The organism is Noviherbaspirillum sp., from assembly GCF_035944575.1.
Lineage (GTDB): Bacteria > Pseudomonadota > Gammaproteobacteria > Burkholderiales > Burkholderiaceae_D > Noviherbaspirillum.
In genome coordinates, this window is the sequence record NZ_DASZBA010000200.1 from 1 (window position 1) to 19,248 (window position 19,248).

Genomic DNA, 19,248 nt, shown 5'->3' on the forward strand with positions numbered 1-19,248 from the left:
GCTTCATGCCGCCCGAGATCTCATGCGGCCGCTTGTGTTCCGCCGCAGTCAGTCCGACCAGGGCCAGTGCGGACCTGGTACGCGCCTTCAACTGCGCCTTGTTCTCGTTCGCACCGAATACCCTCTCCACCGCGAGATGCACGTTCTCGTGGCAGGTCAGCCACGGCAGCAAGGAGTGATTCTGGAACACGACGGCGCGCTCCGGTGACGGACCGGCGATCTCCCGGTTGGCGCACAGCAGCGTGCCGTCGGTCGCGCTCAACAAGCCGGCAATCAGGTTCAGCAGCGTCGACTTGCCGCAGCCCGAGTGGCCGATCAAGGTGACGAACTCGCCCTTCTTCACTTGCAGGTTGATGTCTTTCAATGCGTGAAACGTGCCCTTCTTGGTATGGAACACCATTTCCGCGTTCTGGATTTCGATGAATTTGCTGTTGTTGTCCATGAGGATGTCCTTTGATTACCCGTTGTTCCAAGCGGCCGGGCAGCATCAGCTGCGCACGTCCTCATAGGTGAATGCTTTTGCGATCGTCACCAGCAGTTGTTCAAGCAGCAGGCCCACCACGCCGATCACGACGATTGCGATGATGATGTGCGGCACGTTGAGGTTGTTCCATTCATCCCAGACCCAGAAACCGATGCCCACGCCGCCGGTCAGCATCTCCGCCGCGACGATCACCAGCCATGCCGTGCCAATTGCCAGGCGCACGCCGGTCAGCATGTAAGGCAGCACGGAGGGAAACAGGATCTTGGTGACGATCTTCCACTCCGACAGATTCAGCACCTTGGCGACGTTCATGTAGTCCTGCGGTACGCGTTGCACACCCACCGCGGTGTTGATGATCATCGGCCAGATGGAGCAGATGAAGATGGCCCAGATCGCGGCGGGATTGGCGGCCTTGAATACCAGCAAGCCGATCGGCAGCCAGGCCAGCGGCGACACCGGCTTGAGCAGGCTGATGATCGGGTTGAACATCGCCGACAGGAACTTGAACCGGCCGATCATGAAACCGAGCGGAATACCGACGGCCGCGGCCATGCCGAAGCCGATGCCTACCCGCTGCAGAGACGACAACAGGTTCCATCCAATGCCCTGGTCGTTCGGACCGTTGCGGTAGAACGGATCGGAAAATATTGCAATCGCTGCCTGCAATGTCGCTGCCGGTGCCGGGAAGCCGGCATTCTTGGCTGCGACGATTTCCCAGACCAGCACGAGGAAGGCAAGGCCGAGAACCGGTGCCAGAACCGCAAGCAGCGCCGCCCGCGCTTGGGCGTTCTTCATGCCGATCAGCGGCGTGTCTGTGCCGACCATGCGGCGGCGGCCGCTCTCCGTGCTCGCCGCATCGGCTTCCACCTTCTTCGGCGGCGACTCGATCACCGGCGATGCGGGCGGGGCCGGCTTGTTCAACATCGTATCCATTACTGCGCTCATGACGACTCCAATCTGAAAAATTTAGGCGTTGGCCTGTGCCTTGATCTTGAAGGAAGCGGCATACGCCTTCGGATTCTTGCCGTCCCATACCGCGCCATCCACCAGCTTGGATGTGCGCATGACGTCTTTCGGCACGCTGGCGTTCGCCATGGCAGCCGCCTCCTTGTACATATCAATGCGGTTGATCGATTTGGCCACTGCCAGGTAATCGACATCGTCCTTAAGCAGGCCCCAGCGGCGATGCTGGGTGAGGAACCACATGCCGTCCGACAGGTAAGGGAAATTCACGCTGCCGTCGTTATAGAACTTCATGTAATTCGGGTCATCCCAGGTCTTGCCCAGGCCGTTCTGGTAACGGCCGAGAATGCGCTGGTTGATCACGTCGACCGATGTATTGACATAGGATTTGTTGGCGATGGTTTCCGCCATCTTGTTCTTGTTGGACAGTGAGGCATCGATCCATTTGCTCGCTTCCAGCACGGCGGCCGTCATCGCGCGTGCCGTATTCGGATTCGCCTTGACCCATTCAGCGGTGGTGCCAAGGACTTTTTCGGGATGATCCTTCCAGATATCCTGCGTGGTCACGCCGGTGATACCGATACCGTCGGCAATTGCCCGGTGGCCCCACGGCTCGCCGACGCAATATCCGTCCATGTTTCCGATGCGCATGTTGGCGACCATCTGCGGCGGCGGAACGGTGATGATCTTCGCGTCCTTCATCGGGTCGATGCCGTAGGACGCGAGCCAGTAGTAAAGCCACATCGCGTGGGTGCCGGTCGGGAAAGTCTGGGCGAAGGTGTATTCGCGCTTGTCGGTCTGCATCAGTTTGGCCAGCGACGGTCCATCGACCGCGCCCTTGTCGGCAAGCTTCTTCGACAGCGTGATCGCCTGGCCGTTATTGTTGAGCGTCATCAGGATCGCCATGTCCTTCTTCGGCCCGCTCACGCCGAGATGAACACCGTAGACCAGGCCATACAGCACATGCGCCGCGTCGAGCTCGCCGTTGACCAGCTTGTCGCGCACGCCTGGCCACGATGCCTCCTTGGTCGGCACGATCTTGATACCGTACTTCTTGTCGAAGCCGAGTACCGATGCCATCACGACGGATGCGCAATCGGTCAACGGAATGAAGCCGACCTTGACCTCTTCCTTTTCGGGCTTGTCCGAACCCGCGGCCCACGCCCCTTGCGTTGCCAATGCGCCGAATGCCCCTGCTGCGGTGACCGCTGCGCCCGTCTTCAGGATGCTGCGGCGGGTCAAATTGGTTTTTGTTTCTTTCGTTGTCATGACTTCCTCATGAATTAAATCGCACTGGGCAAAAAAAAGGCGTCCGAACGGCATGAGCTGAACTCATCCGATTCGGACGCCTTTGTCCAAATGCCTCGACCGACATTGGTCAAGACGGTATTGCTGATCGTCGCGCCGCCATTGGCACTGGACTCTCATCTGCAATTGGTGTGCCAGCGGCATCACACGGTTGCAGGAGCGGCGCGCATCCTGTTTGCGCGCGTTTCGGTGAAAATGCGGGGAAGTCGTGCACCGGCTTTGTGCGGCGCATCAAAACAGGGCGCGCTTTTTGGTGCCGCTGCATCTCGGCGGCACCGTCGCCTGGAAGAAAGTTGAAGAAGGCGGGAGGAAGGTTTTCAAAGAAGCAGATGGGCGACATCGAGCATGCGTTGCGCGACTTCCGACAGCTTCAGGTTCTTGTCCATCGCCAGCCGCCGCAGCTTGCGGTAGGCATCGTCTTCCGAGCAATGATGCCGCTCCATCAGCAATCCCTTGGCGCGCTCGATCACCTTGCGCTCGGCCAGCTTCAGCTTGGTTTCGTTGAGCTCCACGCGCAGCTTCTGATCGACCTCGAACCGCGCCATCGCCACATCGAGCACCGCCTTCACCCTCTCCGCCGACAAGCCGGCCACCACATAGGCGGATACACCGGCCTCGATGGCTGCATGCATCTTCGCCTTGTCGCCATCTTCCGTGAAGCAGACGATCGGCCGCCGCGCATCGGCGGTTGCAGCCACGACCTTTTTCAAGGCCGCGTCCGATTGCGCATCGACGATGATGAGGTCCGGCTGCAACTGGGCGATCTGCTCCTCCAGGTCGGCGTCCGGCGGCAGTGCCGCCAGAATGTTGTAGCCCCCTTCCAGCAGACCGATACGCAGTGCGCGGGCGCGCTCGGCCTGTTCCTGCATGGCCTGGTCTGCCCCTTCCGGTGCGACCAATGAATTGATGACAATGATTTTCAACTGTTTGGAATCGGTCATGGTGGGCTAGTTTCAAAAATGGCAGCGTGTGCGGACTTGCAGGGCTTTCCTTTACAATGACGGGTCGCTGCAAAAAGCTTGCCACCTCTTTCCCCTCTTCATTGTTTCCACATGATCGTTCTCGGCGTCGAATCCTCCTGCGATGAAACCGGCCTTGCGTTGTATGACACGCAACGCGGCCTGCTCGCCCATGCTCTTTACTCGCAGATCGCGATGCATGAGGAGTACGGCGGCGTCGTCCCGGAGCTGGCGTCGCGGGATCATATTCAGCGCACCATTCCGCTGCTCGAACAGGTGTTGCGCGAGAGCGTGATCGAACGCTCCGCCATCGATGCGATCGCCTATACCCAGGGCCCGGGTCTTGCCGGTGCCTTGCTGGTCGGCGCATCGGTCGCCTGCGGCCTCGGCCTGGCGCTCGACCGGCCGGTGCTCGGGATACACCATCTCGAAGGCCATCTGCTGTCGCCGTTGCTGTCGAAAACACCGCCGGCATTCCCTTTCGTCGCTTTGCTGATTTCGGGCGGCCATACCCAGCTGATGCGGGTGGACGGCGTCGGGCAGTATGAATTGCTCGGCGAGACGCTGGATGATGCGGCAGGCGAAGCCTTCGACAAATCCGCCAAGCTGCTCGGCCTAGGCTATCCCGGCGGACCGGCCATCTCGCGCCTTGCCGAATTCGGCGATCCCGGCGCCTACGATCTGCCGCGGCCCATGCTGCATTCGAAGGATTTGAATTTCAGCTTTTCCGGCCTGAAAACCGCGGTGCTGACCGTGGTGAAAAATCACACCGCCAATATCTGCGAACAGGACAAAGCGAATGTCGCGCGTGCCTTCGTCGAAGCCATCGTCGATGTGCTGGTGGCGAAGTGCATGAAAGCGTTGAAGCAGACTGGTTTGAAAAGGCTGGTGATTGCCGGCGGCGTCGGCGCCAACCGGCAGTTGCGCGACGCGCTCAACGAGGCGGCGGTCAAGCGGCGTTTCGAGGTCTTCTATCCCGAAATGGAATTTTGCACCGACAACGGCGCGATGATTGCATTCGCGGGTGCAATGCGGCTGCAGGTGCATCCCGAGGCGGCGCAGCGCGACTATGCGTTCAATGTGAGGCCGCGCTGGCCGCTCGACGAGCTGCGCCCGAACTGATCCTTACTTTTCGACGATCGGCGTCTGCTTCTGCGAAGCGACGTAAATGACGGAGTTTTCCAGCGCCTGCACGTCGTGCTCCTCGCCCGCCTCGGTGTACAGGTAGTCGCCGGCTGCAAGTGTCGCGCCGCCGATCACTACCTTCCCTTCGATGACCAGCACTTCCTCGCTGCCCACGTGCGCATGCCTCGGAAACCTGCTGCCGGCCACAAGCCGCACCAGCGACGTCCGGCCTCCGCCGTCATTCAGGCGCAGCACGCTGCGATCGATACCGTCGTAGTCGGTCGGTAACCATTGACGTTCGGATGCGTGACTTTTCAACATGGTTGTCTCCGTTGGATATGCTTGAAGCGTTCGAAAGACTACTTCTTCTTGCTGCCGATCCTGCTTTCCTTGCCGGCCATCAGATTGGCGATATTCTGCCGGTGCCGATAAATAAGAAGTCCGCTCATCGCCAGTACCGCGAGCAGTTTCATGTCCGTGCCGAACAGCAGGCCATAGTAGAACGGTGCGAATACACTAGCGACAAGCGCCGCCAGCGAGGAGTAGCGGAATGCGTAGGCGATCACCAGCCAGGTGATCAATGTCGCCAATCCCAGCCAGCCATTCAGGCCGAGCAGCACGCCGAGTGCGGTCGCGACACCCTTGCCGCCTTCGAACCGGAAAAACACCGGCCACAGGTGACCAAGAAAAACCGCGATCGATACCAGCGCGACGCCGCTGCCATCGACGCCAAACTGCGGCCCGTATGCCGACGCGAGCCAGACTGCGAGCCAGCCCTTGAAACCGTCGCCCAGCAGGGTCAGCGCCGCGGCGGCCTTGTTGCCGCTGCGCAGTACATTTGTCGCGCCCGGATTCTTCGACCCATAAGTGCGCGGATCGGCCAATCCGAATAATTTGCTGACAACGACCGCGAACGAAACCGAACCGAGCAGGTAAGCCGCGACTGTAAACAAGACGGTATTCATATTCTCCCTTGATTCAATATGTTGTATTTGGCGTGCCTGCCGGAGCAGCAAAGCGAGCTGCGGGCAGACGAACGTTCGCCGGATTTTATTCTTCCAGTGCGCAGTGCACCGACTTCAACGGCAGGACCGTCGCCATGGATTTCGGATCGATGCCGATCAGGAAGCCACGTCGACCGCCATTGATATAGATCTTGTCGAGTTCCAGGACGGTCTCTTCGACGTACACCGGCATTGCCTTGCGTGTGCCGAAGGGCGATGTGCCGCCCACAAGGTATCCGGAATGCCGGCTGGCGACTTCCGGCTTGCAGGGTTCGACACTTTTGCAACCGATCTGCCTGGCGAGGTTCTTGGTGGACACCTTGCGGTCTCCATGCATCAGCACAATGAGCGGCTTGGTGCTCTCGTCCTGCATGACCAGGGTCTTGACGACGTGATGTTCGTCTACGCCGAGTTCGCGGGCGGAGACGGCGGTGCCGCCGTGCTCTTCATATTGATAGGGGTGTTCGGAAAAAGCGATCCCGTTCTTGCGCAGGAATTGGGTCGCAGGAGTCTCGGAAACATGATCCTTCTTGGCCATGGAAATAATGCGTATTAAAAGTGGTGCACATTATGCAGGAAGACCCAAGGTTCGTAATGCCTGGCGCAGGATCATCGTAAGCCTCGCACAACATGCAAAACCATATAAAAATATCACTAGTATGGGAACTTAATTGCTAGCCGTAAATGCATTTTTTGCTTTACAGCAATACAACGAAAGATATTTTGTGCATTGCACCAAAAATGCTTGACATAGGAGTTTTAGTCTTTAGAATAGCCTTTGTTGCAGCGCACAATACAGCGCTCCCAATATATTTCCGCAGATTTCCTTACCTTAGGAGAAAACCATGTTTCCAATTAACGAACAATTCGTCAACGCCGCCAAGTCCAACTTCGAAAACCAGCTCGCGATTTTCACCACACTGACTTCCAAGACTTTTGAAAGCATGGAAAAAATCGCTGACCTGAATCTGAATGCTGCCAAGGCATCGCTGGAAGACTCCGCTGTCACAGCACGTCAACTGATTTCCGCAAAAGACCCGCAGGAATTCTTCTCGCTGACCGCAGCACAGGCACAGCCGACCGCTGCCAAGGCAATCGCTTATGGCCGTCACCTGGCCGGCATCGCCACCAGCGCGCAGTCCGAGTTCACCCGCGCAACTGAAGAGCATATCGCTGAAACCGGCCGCAAGGTTTCCGCTCTGGTCGAAGACGTATCCAAGAACGCACCGGCTGGTTCCGAGAACGTCGTCGCGATTTTCAAGTCCGCGATCGGTAACGCCAATGCAGGTTACGAGCAGTTCACCAAGACAACCAAGCAGGCTGTCGAAGTGCTGGAAGCGAACCTGAACAATGCCGTGACCCAGTTCTCGCAAGTCGCTGAAAAGACTACTGCTGGCATCCGCAAAGCCAAGTAATTCGCAGGCAATTCGCTTTACCCTGAAAACGGGCCGCATTCGCGGCCCGTTTTTTTATGCGCCGCTGTATCGGCATGTTGACGTCATAGCGACAACACATGCCCTTCATCCGGCCTGGCGCGGCCTTCGATCATATCCCGGTAGACTCGTTCGACCGCATCCGGTCCGCTTTGGCGGGTCACTTTCATCCATCCTTTCGTCTCCGCCAGGAATGCGCTCCAGACCTCGCCGAAACGTTCCTGCACACCCTGCGGCCCCCAATCGGCGGCCCGCTTCTTCGCTTGCGCCGGAGCGAAGAATAGTGTCGGCCGCGCACCGGGCAGATTGCTGCCGCCACCCCGCTGCTCCCAATGGGTGCCGCCGACCGCGCAGGAATACTTCATGTTGTCGCCGAAATGATGGTGCAGCGCGCTGCGGACTTCACCGTTGCCGGCCATGTCGACATACACCACCGGCGTATCGGCGGGCAGCGACGTCAACTGGTCGTATGTCAGTACCTGGTCGTAGCAGCCGAGGTTTTTCACGAATTCCACATTGCCCGGCGATGTGAGTCCGATTACCTGGTAGTTCTTGCCCGGGCGGCGCGACAGCATGAAGGCCAGACCGTAGGATGTTTTGCTGGAGGCGCTGGATAGAATGACCGCATTGGCGCCATAAAATCCGTTATCGAACAGGAAGTCGTCGATCAGGAAGGATGTGATCAGCAATGGGCGCAGCAGCATCTGTTCGGCTTCGCGGCTTTCTTGGTACGACGGGTCCGCGCTGGTGCGCAGGTACTGGTTGTAAAGCGGATGCAGCGGCTTCCGGTGCGCAACGCCGTCATAGAATCCGGATGTGCCGACGCGCTCCGGTTCCACGACCACATAGGAGGATATCGGGAAGTAGCCGTAGAAGCGCTCGCCCGGCGCGATCCCCTCCTGCTCCGAACGAATCACCTCGCCGAAGCCCCAGACCGGAATCCTGCCCCATCCATCTTCGGCAGGAAAAAAATTCCAATACGACATCGCATCGCCGAAAGCGGCATACGTAACGTTGTTGGACGTGAAGGCAAACTGGTCCACTTTCAGCAGCACCTGTCCAGGTTGCAGCACAGTGTCCTTGGTGACTGCGGCGGGTACGCTTTTGCACTGATGCAGATCGCTCCTGCTGACGAGAAAATCCAGCGCGGCCGTTTCCGTATTGCTTGTCATGGGTATCTCCTTTTATGGTCGTTGGTTGCGGTCACTTCAGGACCGATGCAAGCCAGTTCAGCACATCGCGCTGCACTTCATCGCGATTGGTCTCGTTGAGCAACTCATGCCGCGCTTCGGGATAGAAATGATGGCTGACGCGTGTCAGGCCCAGTTCGTTGAAGCGGTCGAGCAGCGCATGCGTCGCCTGCAAATTGGCGCCTACCGGATCGAGCGCCCCCTGGATGACCAGCACCGGCAGGCCGGAAGGTATGCGTGCCTCGCGCGCCGGGTCGCGCAGCAGCGCCATGCCCTGGAAAAAATCACGCACCAGCTCATTTGTGAAGGCAAAGCCGGCCAGCGGATCTTCCTCGTATTTACGCACCTCTTCCGGATCGCGGCTCAGCCATTCGAAGCCCGGCTTGCCGGTAAAAGGCTTGTTGAAATCGGCGAAGCGATTGGACCAGATCTGTGACGGCCCGAGGGGCGAAGCCTGCGCCACGGCATTCAACGCCTCGATCGCTTCCTTCGGCGGCGGCGGACCATAGGCGGTGCCGCTCAGGATGACCGCATCGAGAAGATCCGGGCGGCGCGTCATGTAATCCTGGGTGATGAACGATCCCATACTGTGGCCGAACAGCACCAGCTTTGCGGTGGGATGCCTTTCGCGTAAGGATTGGCTGAGCTGCTGTTCGTCCTCCACGAACCGGTTCCATGCATCCGGTCCGGCATCGCCGAGTTCGCCGGACCGGATGCGGGTACGGCCGTGACCGCGGTGATCCGTCGCATATACGGCATACCCCTGGCCGACCAGTGCCCTTGCAAAACGCTCGTAGCGACCACCGTGCTCCGCCGCGCCGTGCACGATCTGGATGACGGCTGTCGGCGCGGTAGCAGGCGCCCAATACCGATAATGGACGTCGGTGCCGTCATTCGCACGGAAGGTATGAGACGCGCTGGTTTCAGCGTTGCCGGTTGATGAGTTCGATGCAGGGGTCGTGTTCATTGCTTGTTGTCTCCGTTATTTATTGGAATGACCGACAACATAACCTAAAACGGGAAAGAACGATCAGGCGCGCATGGCAATCGTCTTAACCTTTCCGGTGGACCTATACCGCGCCATGCAGCGCGCTCAGATACGCCAGCGACAACGCCGCCCGTTTTGCCTGCTTGTAGTCGGGGTAGATTCGTTCGCCGTTGAGGTGCACGCCGTTTCGCTGCTCAAACACCAGCCAGCCTTCCGCATCCTGCAACACATACACCCCGTCCGAACGGGAGATTTTTCGTGATACGCTGCCGTAAGGCAGTTCGACGCTATCGGCCCATGCATCGAACATTGAGCGAGGGATGGTGAACAATTTCGGCAGCGCCGACCAATCCCCTCCAAGATGGGCATTCACCGCCTCGCGCACCTTGCCGCGAATGATGATGTCAAGCTGCTGTTCCGGGCTCATGACTGTGTCGGCTGATTTCCTGCTGCGCCCACATGCCGTCCATCATGACGGGATACCTTACCGGCCGGAAGGAAGCAAATTGCACATCACGCACGTGGGAAAAATCCGACCACAACATGCGGCCGCCCTTCAGCCAGCGTGCCGGGCCGACACGACGCCGCACGCGTTGCAGTTCTTCGTCGGTCGCCGGCCGCAGCGCGCCGACCGTGCCGTAAAGGCGCACGCCCGGCGGCGAGACAAAACGTCCGCCGAACAGGGACCGGAACCAGAACGTCGGGCTTGCGTTCACCGCCATCAGGCATACTTTCGGGTTGGTTTCGAGATTCTGCGACAGCAGGCTGGTGTACTGGTCGAAATAGAAGCCGGTACCGTTGTCGCGCAGGAATACCGTTCCTATCGGGGTGACGTTCGGCGTCCCATCGGGGCTGGCCGATGCAATCGAGCAATACAAGCTTGAAATCTGTCCATGCTGGAAAACACGCTGGATTTCCTTCCAATGATCGGCAATATGCAAGGCGGCTCCTCGGATTTTTATTTGAGAATGACGGTCTGCATGAAAGTATAGCGCCTGGGCTGGCAGCTCCTGCAAGGGCGGGCCTGATGTCATGCCATGATGCGCATCTGCAGCCGAAACATTATTAGCCAAAAGGAAAACCGATGAGCAACACGACACTACGCAACAACGAGGAAAAACATCGCTACGAACTGCTCGACGGTGAGCAAGTACTTGGCTTTGCGGAGTACAACATGATGAAGGACGCCGTCATGTTCACCCATACGGAGATCGCCTCCGAGCACGAAGGCAAAGGCTATGGGTCGCAACTTGCGCAGAAGGCGCTCGATGATGTGCGCAACCAGCAAAAACAGGTGATTCCGGTATGCCAGTTCATCACCGCCTTTATCCGCAGGCATCCCGATTATATTGATCTCGTCACGCCGGATAGCCGGCGGGCATTCAAGGTTTAATGCGTGCCAGCGGCGGGGGGATCATTCGACAACCATGAACGACGCGTCGACTGCTGCCCCTACCGCCCCGCCGGCCGGTCCAGCAACAGCAGACGTAGCGCCAGCGCAGCCAGTACGCTGCCCAGGAACCACGACTGATATCGCACTGCACGCGGACTTCGTTCCAGGTATTTGCCGACTTGTCCGCTGAATGCGCCGAACACCGCATTGAAGGCAAGGCCGGCAATAGCCAGGATGGCGCCTAACGCAATCAGTTGCAGTTGCACGTCGCCGCGCCCGGCGTCGACGAACTGCGGCAGAAACACGATGAAAAACAGCAGGGCCTTGGGATTGAGCAGGTTGTTGATCATCGCCATCCTGAATACACGCATGAGCGAGCCGTTCTCTCCCTGCGAGATCGCGGCACTGCCCGGTCGGCGGAGAGCCTGCCACGCAAGCCAGGCAAGATAAAGCGCCCCTGCATAACGCAGCAGATCGAATGACGGCGGCCATGCGGCAACCAGCGCGGTGATGCCGACAGCCGCGAACATCGTATGCACGAGGTCGGCTGCGGCGATGCCCAATGCAGCCGCATATCCGCCGCGCGGCCCATGCGCAATGCCATGCGAAAGGACGAACGCCATATTGGGACCGGGTGACAGAAAGAATGCGAGAACCGCGAGCAGGAAAACGGACAGCGTGGAAAGGTCAATCATCACGTTCCTCCAGGCGTGAAACGCATCATCCCCGCGGATGATGTTCCGCATGCAGCTTCTTCAGGCGTTCGCGCGCCACGTGGGTATATATCTGTGTTGTCGAGATGTCGGCATGTCCGAGCAGCAGTTGCACCACCCTCAGGTCGGCGCCGTGATTCAGCAGATGCGTGGCGAACGCATGCCGCAAGGTATGCGGTGACAACGGCGCATTGATTTCAGCCTTCAGCGCATGTTTCTTGATCAGCGTCCAAAACATCTGCCGCGTCATCGGGCCGCCGCGTGCGGTGACGAACAGCGCATCGTCGATCCGGCCGTTGAGGATGACGGAGCGGGCATTTTTCAGATAGCGTTCGATCCAGGTGCGGGCCTCTTCGCCGAACGGCACCAGGCGGGTCTTGCTGCCTTTGCCGGTAATGCGCAACACGCCCTCGTTCATGCCCAGTTCAATTGTTTTCAGCAGCACGAGTTCGGATACCCGCAGGCCGCTTGCATACATCAGCTCCAGCATCGTGCGGTCTCGCAAGCCGAGCGGAGTAGATATGTCCGGGGCGGCAAGCAGCGCTTCGACCTGTGCCTCGGACAAGGTCTTCGGATACCGCGGCGGCTGCTTGGCGGATTTCATCCTCAGACAGGGATCGCTCGCGATATGGTTCTGCCGCAATGCCATCTGGTAGAAACGCTTCAGCACCGCCAACCGGCGATTGGCCGAGGTCGCCTTGGTGCTGTCGTGGCGGGCGGCGAAATAGGCATTCAAATCGTCGGCCTGGGCGTCGTACAACATCTTTCCACGCTCGGCCTGCAGCCATGTCGCAAACAGCCTCATGTCGCGGCGATATGCTTCCAGCGTGTTCTTCGACAGGCCATCCTCCAGCCAGAGCGTGTCGCAGAATTCGTCGATCGATGCCTGGCTTGTCAGGCTTTCATGCGTTGCGACGGTCATCGGTATTTCTCGACACCCTCATGGGCCAGCAGCCATCGCTTCACGCCGAGATGAAAACCGGTTTCATCGTCATGATTGGAAAAGCCGCCGAGTCCGCCGGAGGCGGTGACCCGATGACAGGGAATGACCAACGGAAACCAGTTGGCGCCGCAGGCCTGGCCCACCGCGCGGGGTGCTGAACATAGTTTTTTTGCAACGTCACCGTAGGTAAGCACTTCGCCGCGCGGGATGGCGGAAATGACTTCCCAGACCCTGCGCTGAAAAGCGGTACCGACTGGGGCCAGCGGCAGGTTGAACCGGAAATCAGGTTCCCTGAAGTAGCGCTCCACCTGTTGCGCGGCAAGTTCAGCCGGCTTGTCGGCGGGGGACTTTTCGTTGAAACGACAGGGCAAATAGACCAGCTCTTTCACCACGCCAGATTCGGTGCGGATGCCGATGGCGCCAAAGGGTGCTTCGACGATGGCGGAAAACAAGTCGGTATTGGGCTGCGCGTTCATGGCGTTAGGATAAACCAGAATAATTGCGGCGCCACAAGAAAAAACGGCATGCTCCTTGCAAAGCATGCCGTCCTGATCGCAACGCGGCGCACAGCGCCGCATGTCCCGCCGTTATTCCACGAATGCCTCTTCCCGCTTCTTGCGCAATGCCGGCAACAGCACCACGGCCAGCGCGATGGCGGCCAATGCGAGCATGGTGGCGCTGATCGGGCGTTGCAGGAAGACCATCGGATCGCTGCGGGACAGCAGCAGCGCACGGCGCAAGTACTCTTCCATCATCGGCCCGAGGATGAAGCCGAGCATCAATGGTGCCGGTTCCGCTTCCAGCTTGGCGCACAGGTAACCGAACAGACCGAAGAGCGCCATCATGTAGATGTCGAACTCGCTGTTGTTCAGGCTGAATACGCCGATGCTGCTGAAGATGAGGATGGCAGGGAACAGGAAGTGGTAAGGCACCATGATCATGCGTACCCACAAGCCGATCATCGGCAGGTTCAGCACAATCAGGAAGAAGTTGCCGATCCACATCGATGCGATGATGCCCCAGAACAAGGTCGGCTGTTCAGTCATCACAGCCGGACCAGGCTGGATACCCTGGATGATCATGGCGCCGATCATCAGCGCCATCACCGGGTTCGACGGAATGCCGAGTGTCAGCATCGGGATGAAGGATGTCTGGGCGCCGGCGTTATTAGCAGCTTCCGGGGCCGCCACGCCTTCGATTGCGCCCTTGCCGAAGTTGGCCGAGTTCTTCGATACCTTCTTTTCGATCGAGTATGCGGCGAACGAGGAAAGCATCGCACCGCCGCCCGGCAGGATACCGAGCGCGGAACCCAGCGCCGTGCCGCGCAGGATAGGCGCGACGATGCGCTTCAAGTCTTCCTTGCTCGGCATCAGGCCCTGCACCTTCTTCACCATCACGGTGCGGGTCTCTTCCTGCTCCAGATTGCGGATGATTTCACCGATACCGAACATGCCCATCGCCACCACGACGAAGTTGATGCCGTCGGCAAGGTTGGGACTGTCGAAGGTATAGCGCGGCGTGCCGGAATTCACGTCCGTACCGACCAGGCCGAACAACAGGCCGAGCAGGATCATGCCAATGGCGCGCAGCAGGGAACCGTGTGCCAGCACGACCGACGCCACCAGGCCCAGCACCATCAGCGAAAAATACTCCGCCGGACCGAACTTCAATGCCACATCGGCGAGCGGCGGCGCGAAGATCGCGAGCAGGAATGTCGCGACGCTGCCGGCGAAGAAGGAACCGAGTGCCGCCGTGGCCAGCGCCTTGCCGGCATGGCCCTGGCGAGCCATCTGGTAGCCGTCGAGCGCAGTGACCACGGACGAGGATTCGCCTGGCAGGTTGACCAGAATGGCGGTCGTGGAGCCGCCGTATTGGGAACCGTAATAAATCCCCGACAACATGATCAGCGACGAAACCGGCGGCAATGCGAAGGTGGCCGGCAGCAGCATTGCGATGGTCGCCGTCGGGCCAAGGCCCGGTAGAACGCCGATCGCGGTTCCGAGGAAAACGCCCAACAGGCAGTAGAGCAGATTGGTAACTGTAAAGACAGTGTCGAATCCGAGTGCCAGATTACTGAATAATTCCATGCCTATCCCCTGTTAGTTTCCGAACCACGAACCGAGGATCGGCATCGGCACGCCAAGCCCCTTCACGAATACCAGCACGCAGAATATGACTGCTGCTATGGCGAAGATGACTGCGGACTTCCAGCGGAATTGTGAGCTTGCGTACAGGCTGACGAGCGCCAGAACGAGGATGGCGACCACCAAGCCGGCGGTGCGCACCAATGCGGCGAACAGCAGGACGCCGCCGAGTACGAGGAAGGTTTGCTTGAAGGCAAAGTGACCGACCGCTTCGCCCGGCCTGATCAGGGAGCGGATCACAGCGATGATGCCTACCAGGGTAAGCAGCCCAGCCAGCACTGAGGGGAAATACCCAGGTCCCATTCGGCCTGCACTGCCCATCGGATAATCCTGCTGGGCAATATAGAGTGCCGCCGCCCCGAAGAAAATGAACATGATCCCCGACCAGAATTCCTTGGGGTTGCGTATGAACGATGACACGGTGTCTTCTCCTTATTGTGTTATCAGGCTTTTAATATACAGTCCGTCTTGCGGCCTAACAAGGCAAGCGAGCGGGCGATTCGAAAACTGTCACGCTGGCTCGATTATGAATTGAAAATGCCTTGAAATGTACGAGATGACATGTCAAGGCATTTATTGCCAGCATTGCCGTTTGTCACCATCATAGGCACTACGCCCAATTTGGCACTCACCTGGCTCAGGACCCGGGTCGAAACCGGCAATTGATCGAATGTCGCAAAAGTGACGCAGGGGCGACGGGACAACAAAAAGCCTCCTCGCTATCTCGTGATCCCGCCGATGCTTCTGTTTTGTACCTACTTCACACGCTTAGTCAGCGTATGCGCCGGCCTTTTTGATGATGGGCCCCCACTTATCGATCTCGGCCTTCAGGTGGGTACGCAGCGCGTCCGGTGTTGCGCGGTTTTCCGCCACCGGTTCGGTGCCGAGTTCCGCGAAGCGCTGCTTGACCGTGCCGTCTTTCAGCGCAATCTTGAGTGCGTCTTCCAGCTTGGCGATTACAGGCTTGGGGGTGCCTTTTGGTGCGTAGACGGCATGCCATACCGCCACTTCGAAGTTCGGCAGTCCGGCTTCATTCGCGGTCGGCAGTTCAGGCAGCGAAGCGACCTTGTTCTTGGTCGTGACCGCGTAGGCCTTAATCTTGCCGCTCTTGATCTGGCTGGTGGTGTTGGTGGTCTGGTCGCACATGATATCGACCTGTCCGCCGAGCAGGTCATTCATCGCCGGACCGGTTCCTTTGTAAGGCACGGTGGTCACATCGGTGCCGATTGCGCTCATCAGCAGCATCCCGCACAGATGCGATGCCGAGCCCACGCCGGCGTTCGCGTATGTAACCTTGTCCTTGTTGGCCTTGACGTAGTTGATGAATTCTTTCAGGTCCTTGGCGGGAAAGTTGCCGCGCGCCACGATGGTCATCGGAACGTCCGTCACGAGGCCAACCGGCTCGAAGTCGTTGATCGCGTCATAGGAAAGTTTGCGATACAAGGTCGGGGCGGTCGACTGGCCGATGTGATGCAGGAAAATCGTATGGCCGTCGGGCGCGGCCTTGGCGACGCGGGCCGCGCCGATGGTGCCGCCGGCGCCACCGACGTTTTCCACGATGACCTGCTGCTTCAACGTTTTCGACATCGATTGCGCGACCAGGCGTGCCACGGTGTCGGTTGGTCCGCCGGCTGCGAAAGGCACGATCATGGTGATGGACTTGGTGGGGTAATCCGATTGCGCGTGGGCCATGGCGCCCGTCATCAGCGCAATACCGGCAACCGTCCGAAGCAATGTAAGTTTCATCGGTGTCTCTCCAATTATGAGTTGTCACTAAACCAGAATTAAACGGCCACAATCGCACGCCGCAGCTACGGAAATCCGGGTGTACCGCCCAAATGCGGAAAGGACGGCGGAAGCTTCCATGGGCGCATTATTCCCTGCTCGAACAGGGGTTACAACTGTGGAAAGCCGCAGTCTTGATCCAACCGAACTTTTCGGGCGATCGAGACGGATGCCGCTGAGTGACTTGGCGTTCCTCAGGGAAATGGAGAGGACGATCCGGGTACTTGCCCACCCTGGTCTATCGGAGCGGGCGACTGGATCGCCCTTATTGTGGAGAAGCGAATCGAATACGATCAGGCACCGTCAAGCTTGATGCCTTGCTTGTTGACGAGATTCTTCATTTTTTCCAGCTCGGCCTTGATTTCGGCGGCATGTTCGGCAGGGGTATTGCCGACCGGTTCTGCTCCGCTTGCCATCAGCCGCTCCTTGACGTCCGGCATGTTGAGCACCTTGACGGCGGCGGCGTTGATTTTCTTGACGATGTCATCCGGGGTTTTCGGCGGTGCGACCAGGCCATACCACGCAGGATCATTGACCTGCTTGAGGCCGAGTTCGGCAAAGGTCGGGACGTTCGGCAAAGCCTCCAGGCGTTTATGCCAGGCAATGGCCAGCGGACGCAGCTTGTTTGACTGGATATGCGACATCGAGGACGGCAGGTTATCGAACATCATGTCGACCTGGCCGCCGAGAAGGTCGTTCAGTGCCGGACCTGCTCCGCGGTACGGAATGTGCAGGATGAAGGTGCCGGTGGATGCCTTGAACTGTTCGCCGACCATGTGCTGGATGCTGCAGGTTCCTGACGTGGCGTAGTTAAGCTTGCCTGGATTTTTCTTTACTTCAGCGAGAAATTGCTTGAAGTCCTGTGCCGGAAACTTCGGATTGACCGTCAGTACGTTGGGTGTGCGTGCCATGTTGGTGATCGGTGTGAAATCCTTGATCGGGTCGTAGCCGAGCTTGCTGTTGCAGGCGGCGTTGACCGCGTGGGTGGACACCGTGGAGACGCCGATGGTGTATCCATCCGGCTCGGCCTTGGAAATGGCGGATGCGCCGATACTGCCGCCCCCGCCGCCGCGGTTTTCAATAACGACCGGCTGTCCAAGTTCCTTGCCGAGTTTATCGCCGACAACGCGGGCAACGATGTCGGTCGTGCCGCCGGGCGCGAACGGTACGATCAGTCTAATTGGCTTGGTGGGGAAATTTTGCGCCTGGGCCGACGCCATCGCGGCAGCGCCGGCGGCGAATGTGATTGTGAGCAGCAGTTTGCGTGACTTCATATCGTGTCTCCTGGTGTTGAGATCGCTTGCAAGTGTTGGGTAATGCCCCGGCAAGCAGAATGCAGTGATGCGCGCTACTGCATCCTTGCTTCCCCGGGCACGGATTACCTTTGACGACGGCACCCGGTGCAGTCGTCAAAGGCAACCGGGCTTTTCCTTAGCAGGCAACGTGCCAGATAGGGGCCATGTTGCAAGCCTTTGATACAACGAAAATTTTAATGTGCCTCCTGGCTGATTCACGAAGAGCTGGATGGAAAACCGCATGTACTGCAGCAACCGCCATGCGGAAAAAGCGACAACCGATCAGCGTCCGATCAAGGCCGCCGGTTTCTTTGCCGCTTCCTTCGCAACGTCTCGCGCCGCCTCCCTGTTGACGGCGGCAATCAGGTCGCGGCCGATGCGTGCTTCCATTTCACGATGCACCGGTGCCAGCGCTGCACGCCATGCCTCCTTTTCCTTGTCGGACAACTGGTGCACGGCTGTCTTGCCCGTCTTCCTGATTGCTTCCATCGCCCGGTCGTTTTCAGTCTGTGCGATGGCGTTGGCATACAGTGTTGCTTCCCGCATAGCCCCTTCGAGCTCGACCCGAATCCCTCCTGGCAGCCCTTCCCAGAATTTTCTGTTCACGATCACCGCATAGCCGAGGTAGCCGTGATTCGACACCGTCAAGTGCGGCTGCAACTCGTACATTTTCTGGGTATAGAAGTTTGAGGGCGGATTTTCGGTGCCGTCCACGACGCCGCTCTGGAGTGCCTGGTACACCTCGCTGAAACCCAGCACCTGCGGAATGGCGCCGAGCGCCCGCATCTGCGCTTCCAGTACCTTCGACGGTTGGATGCGCATTTTTTGGTTCTTGAAATCGGCCGGCACTCTCAATGGCCGATTGGCCGACATCACCTTGAATCCGTTGTCCCAGAATGCCAGCCCGGTAATGCCCTTGCTTTGAAGTTTGTCCAACAGCTCCTTGCCGATGGGTCCCTCGGTAATGCGGTACAGGACTTCCTTGGTGGGGAATATATAAGGCAGATCGAAGACCTCGAACTCGCGGAGACCGAGCGGGCTGAACTTGGCCAGCGACGGCGCCAGCATCTGGACGGCGCCCAGCTGCAAGGCTTCGAGTTCGTCCTTGTCCTTGTAGAGCTGGCTGTTCGGGTAGATTTCGATCTTGACACGTCCTTTGGTGGCGCGCTCGGCCAGCTCCTTGAATCGTTCGGCCGCCTTGCCTTTCGGCGTGTCGCTCGCCACGACATGGCTGAACTTGATGACGATGGGTGCGTCGGCCCGGGCCTCAAGGTTCAGGGACACCGCAGCCACTGCGAAAAGCAGTGCGTTGAATCTCACGCTGAACTTCGGGCTGAACTTCATTGAGTTCCCAATAGGAAAATAACGCTGATTTAAGCATGGGCGTTCGGCTATTCTCTGCATCCCTCCCCTACACTACAACTGTGGATAACCACAATCCGCTCAGCGGGCCGCCGTAAGCGGCCGCCGGTCGGCTACACTTGGCTGAAACAGCCGTCAGGCGGCTTCGCCGGCTGCATT

Annotated in this window: 23 protein-coding genes; 4 read left to right on the forward strand and 19 right to left on the reverse strand. The window is 58.8% G+C overall.

What is annotated here, in order from left to right; translation table 11 throughout:
- The 3 genes from VGU61_RS15620 to VGU61_RS15630 all read right to left on the reverse strand — a co-directional run.
- Positions 1 to 442: ABC transporter ATP-binding protein (locus tag VGU61_RS15620; protein WP_326860125.1), on the reverse strand; the 442-nt coding region annotated here is incomplete at its 3' end.
- Between the two features lie 45 nt (positions 443 to 487).
- Complete coding sequence (gene ntrB / locus VGU61_RS15625) at positions 488 to 1,429, reverse strand: nitrate ABC transporter permease (RefSeq protein WP_326860126.1); 942 nt, start codon at positions 1,427 to 1,429, stop codon at positions 488 to 490.
- Between the two features lie 21 nt (positions 1,430 to 1,450).
- A complete protein-coding gene (locus VGU61_RS15630) occupies positions 1,451 to 2,716 on the reverse strand; it encodes a CmpA/NrtA family ABC transporter substrate-binding protein (RefSeq protein WP_326860127.1) in 1,266 nt (421 codons plus the stop codon).
- A 120-nt stretch (positions 2,717 to 2,836) separates the two neighbouring features.
- Here VGU61_RS15630 and VGU61_RS15635 point away from each other — a divergent pair, with 120 nt between their 5' ends.
- The gene (locus VGU61_RS15635; RefSeq protein WP_326860128.1) at positions 2,837 to 3,052 is read left to right on the forward strand and encodes a hypothetical protein; all 216 of its coding nucleotides are present in this window, start codon (positions 2,837 to 2,839) and stop codon (positions 3,050 to 3,052) included.
- 20 nt (positions 3,053 to 3,072) lie between these two features.
- On the opposite strand, the gene VGU61_RS15640 is transcribed toward VGU61_RS15635, so the two are convergent.
- On the reverse strand, positions 3,073 to 3,696 hold the full coding sequence (locus VGU61_RS15640; protein ID WP_326860129.1) for an ANTAR domain-containing response regulator: 624 nt from the start codon (positions 3,694 to 3,696) through the stop codon (positions 3,073 to 3,075).
- A 111-nt stretch (positions 3,697 to 3,807) separates the two neighbouring features.
- Here VGU61_RS15640 and tsaD point away from each other — a divergent pair, with 111 nt between their 5' ends.
- Complete coding sequence (gene tsaD, locus VGU61_RS15645) at positions 3,808 to 4,836, forward strand: tRNA (adenosine(37)-N6)-threonylcarbamoyltransferase complex transferase subunit TsaD (protein ID WP_326860130.1); 1,029 nt, start codon at positions 3,808 to 3,810, stop codon at positions 4,834 to 4,836.
- 3 nt (positions 4,837 to 4,839) lie between these two features.
- Here the strand turns inward: tsaD and VGU61_RS15650 are convergent, their stop codons facing one another.
- The 3 genes from VGU61_RS15650 to ybaK all read right to left on the reverse strand — a co-directional run bounded on the left by VGU61_RS15650 (position 4,840) and on the right by ybaK (position 6,381).
- Complete coding sequence (locus tag VGU61_RS15650) at positions 4,840 to 5,160, reverse strand: cupin domain-containing protein (RefSeq protein WP_326860131.1); 321 nt, start codon at positions 5,158 to 5,160, stop codon at positions 4,840 to 4,842.
- A gap of 38 nt (positions 5,161 to 5,198) precedes the next feature.
- Complete coding sequence (plsY, locus tag VGU61_RS15655) at positions 5,199 to 5,804, reverse strand: glycerol-3-phosphate 1-O-acyltransferase PlsY (RefSeq protein ID WP_326860132.1); 606 nt, start codon at positions 5,802 to 5,804, stop codon at positions 5,199 to 5,201.
- An 85-nt stretch (positions 5,805 to 5,889) separates the two neighbouring features.
- On the reverse strand, positions 5,890 to 6,381 hold the full coding sequence (gene ybaK / locus VGU61_RS15660) for a Cys-tRNA(Pro) deacylase (protein WP_326860133.1): 492 nt from the start codon (positions 6,379 to 6,381) through the stop codon (positions 5,890 to 5,892).
- A 307-nt stretch (positions 6,382 to 6,688) separates the two neighbouring features.
- Here ybaK and VGU61_RS15665 point away from each other — a divergent pair, with 307 nt between their 5' ends.
- Positions 6,689 to 7,258, forward strand: coding sequence for a phasin family protein (locus VGU61_RS15665; RefSeq protein WP_326860134.1), 570 nt, complete (start codon positions 6,689 to 6,691; stop codon positions 7,256 to 7,258).
- A gap of 83 nt (positions 7,259 to 7,341) precedes the next feature.
- Here VGU61_RS15665 and VGU61_RS15670 read toward each other — a convergent pair whose 3' ends face one another.
- The 4 genes from VGU61_RS15670 to VGU61_RS15685 form a co-directional block, all read right to left on the reverse strand.
- Positions 7,342 to 8,448 (reverse strand): DUF2855 family protein, encoded by a 1,107-nt coding sequence (locus VGU61_RS15670; protein ID WP_326860135.1) that lies wholly within the window; start codon positions 8,446 to 8,448, stop codon positions 7,342 to 7,344.
- 31 nt (positions 8,449 to 8,479) lie between these two features.
- Positions 8,480 to 9,433: a lysophospholipase gene (locus tag VGU61_RS15675; protein ID WP_326860136.1), complete on the reverse strand. Its 954-nt coding sequence runs from the start codon at positions 9,431 to 9,433 to the stop codon at positions 8,480 to 8,482.
- Positions 9,434 to 9,536: 103 nt separating this feature from the next.
- A complete protein-coding gene (locus tag VGU61_RS15680) occupies positions 9,537 to 9,881 on the reverse strand; it encodes a hypothetical protein (RefSeq protein ID WP_326860137.1) in 345 nt (114 codons plus the stop codon).
- Entirely contained in the window at positions 9,859 to 10,395 is a 537-nt protein-coding gene (locus tag VGU61_RS15685) for a pyridoxamine 5'-phosphate oxidase family protein (protein ID WP_326860138.1), read from the reverse strand. Before VGU61_RS15685 ends, VGU61_RS15680 begins: the two co-directional genes overlap by 23 nt.
- 143 nt (positions 10,396 to 10,538) lie before the next feature.
- Here VGU61_RS15685 and VGU61_RS15690 point away from each other — a divergent pair, with 143 nt between their 5' ends.
- Entirely contained in the window at positions 10,539 to 10,847 is a 309-nt protein-coding gene (locus VGU61_RS15690) for a GNAT family N-acetyltransferase (protein ID WP_326860139.1), read from the forward strand.
- A gap of 59 nt (positions 10,848 to 10,906) precedes the next feature.
- Here the strand turns inward: VGU61_RS15690 and VGU61_RS15695 are convergent, their stop codons facing one another.
- From VGU61_RS15695 to VGU61_RS15730, 8 genes are all read right to left on the reverse strand, one after another.
- Positions 10,907 to 11,542 (reverse strand): LysE family translocator, encoded by a 636-nt coding sequence (locus VGU61_RS15695; protein WP_326860140.1) that lies wholly within the window; start codon positions 11,540 to 11,542, stop codon positions 10,907 to 10,909.
- A 25-nt stretch (positions 11,543 to 11,567) separates the two neighbouring features.
- Entirely contained in the window at positions 11,568 to 12,482 is a 915-nt protein-coding gene (gene xerD, locus VGU61_RS15700; protein WP_326860141.1) for a site-specific tyrosine recombinase XerD, read from the reverse strand.
- Complete coding sequence (locus VGU61_RS15705; protein ID WP_326860142.1) at positions 12,479 to 12,979, reverse strand: methylated-DNA--[protein]-cysteine S-methyltransferase; 501 nt, start codon at positions 12,977 to 12,979, stop codon at positions 12,479 to 12,481. Before VGU61_RS15705 ends, xerD begins: the two co-directional genes overlap by 4 nt.
- Before the next feature lie 111 nt (positions 12,980 to 13,090).
- Positions 13,091 to 14,590, reverse strand: a complete 1,500-nt coding sequence (locus VGU61_RS15710) for a tripartite tricarboxylate transporter permease (protein ID WP_326860143.1) — start codon at positions 14,588 to 14,590, stop codon at positions 13,091 to 13,093.
- 12 nt (positions 14,591 to 14,602) lie between these two features.
- Complete coding sequence (locus VGU61_RS15715; RefSeq protein WP_326860144.1) at positions 14,603 to 15,067, reverse strand: tripartite tricarboxylate transporter TctB family protein; 465 nt, start codon at positions 15,065 to 15,067, stop codon at positions 14,603 to 14,605.
- A 348-nt stretch (positions 15,068 to 15,415) separates the two neighbouring features.
- Positions 15,416 to 16,393, reverse strand: coding sequence for a tripartite tricarboxylate transporter substrate binding protein BugD (locus tag VGU61_RS15720; protein WP_326860145.1), 978 nt, complete (start codon positions 16,391 to 16,393; stop codon positions 15,416 to 15,418).
- Positions 16,394 to 16,725: 332 nt separating this feature from the next.
- A complete protein-coding gene (locus tag VGU61_RS15725) occupies positions 16,726 to 17,706 on the reverse strand; it encodes a tripartite tricarboxylate transporter substrate binding protein BugE (protein ID WP_326860146.1) in 981 nt (326 codons plus the stop codon).
- Positions 17,707 to 18,009: 303 nt separating this feature from the next.
- Entirely contained in the window at positions 18,010 to 19,071 is a 1,062-nt protein-coding gene (locus VGU61_RS15730; protein ID WP_414691645.1) for a TRAP transporter substrate-binding protein, read from the reverse strand.
- Between the last annotated feature and the right edge of the window lie 177 nt (positions 19,072 to 19,248).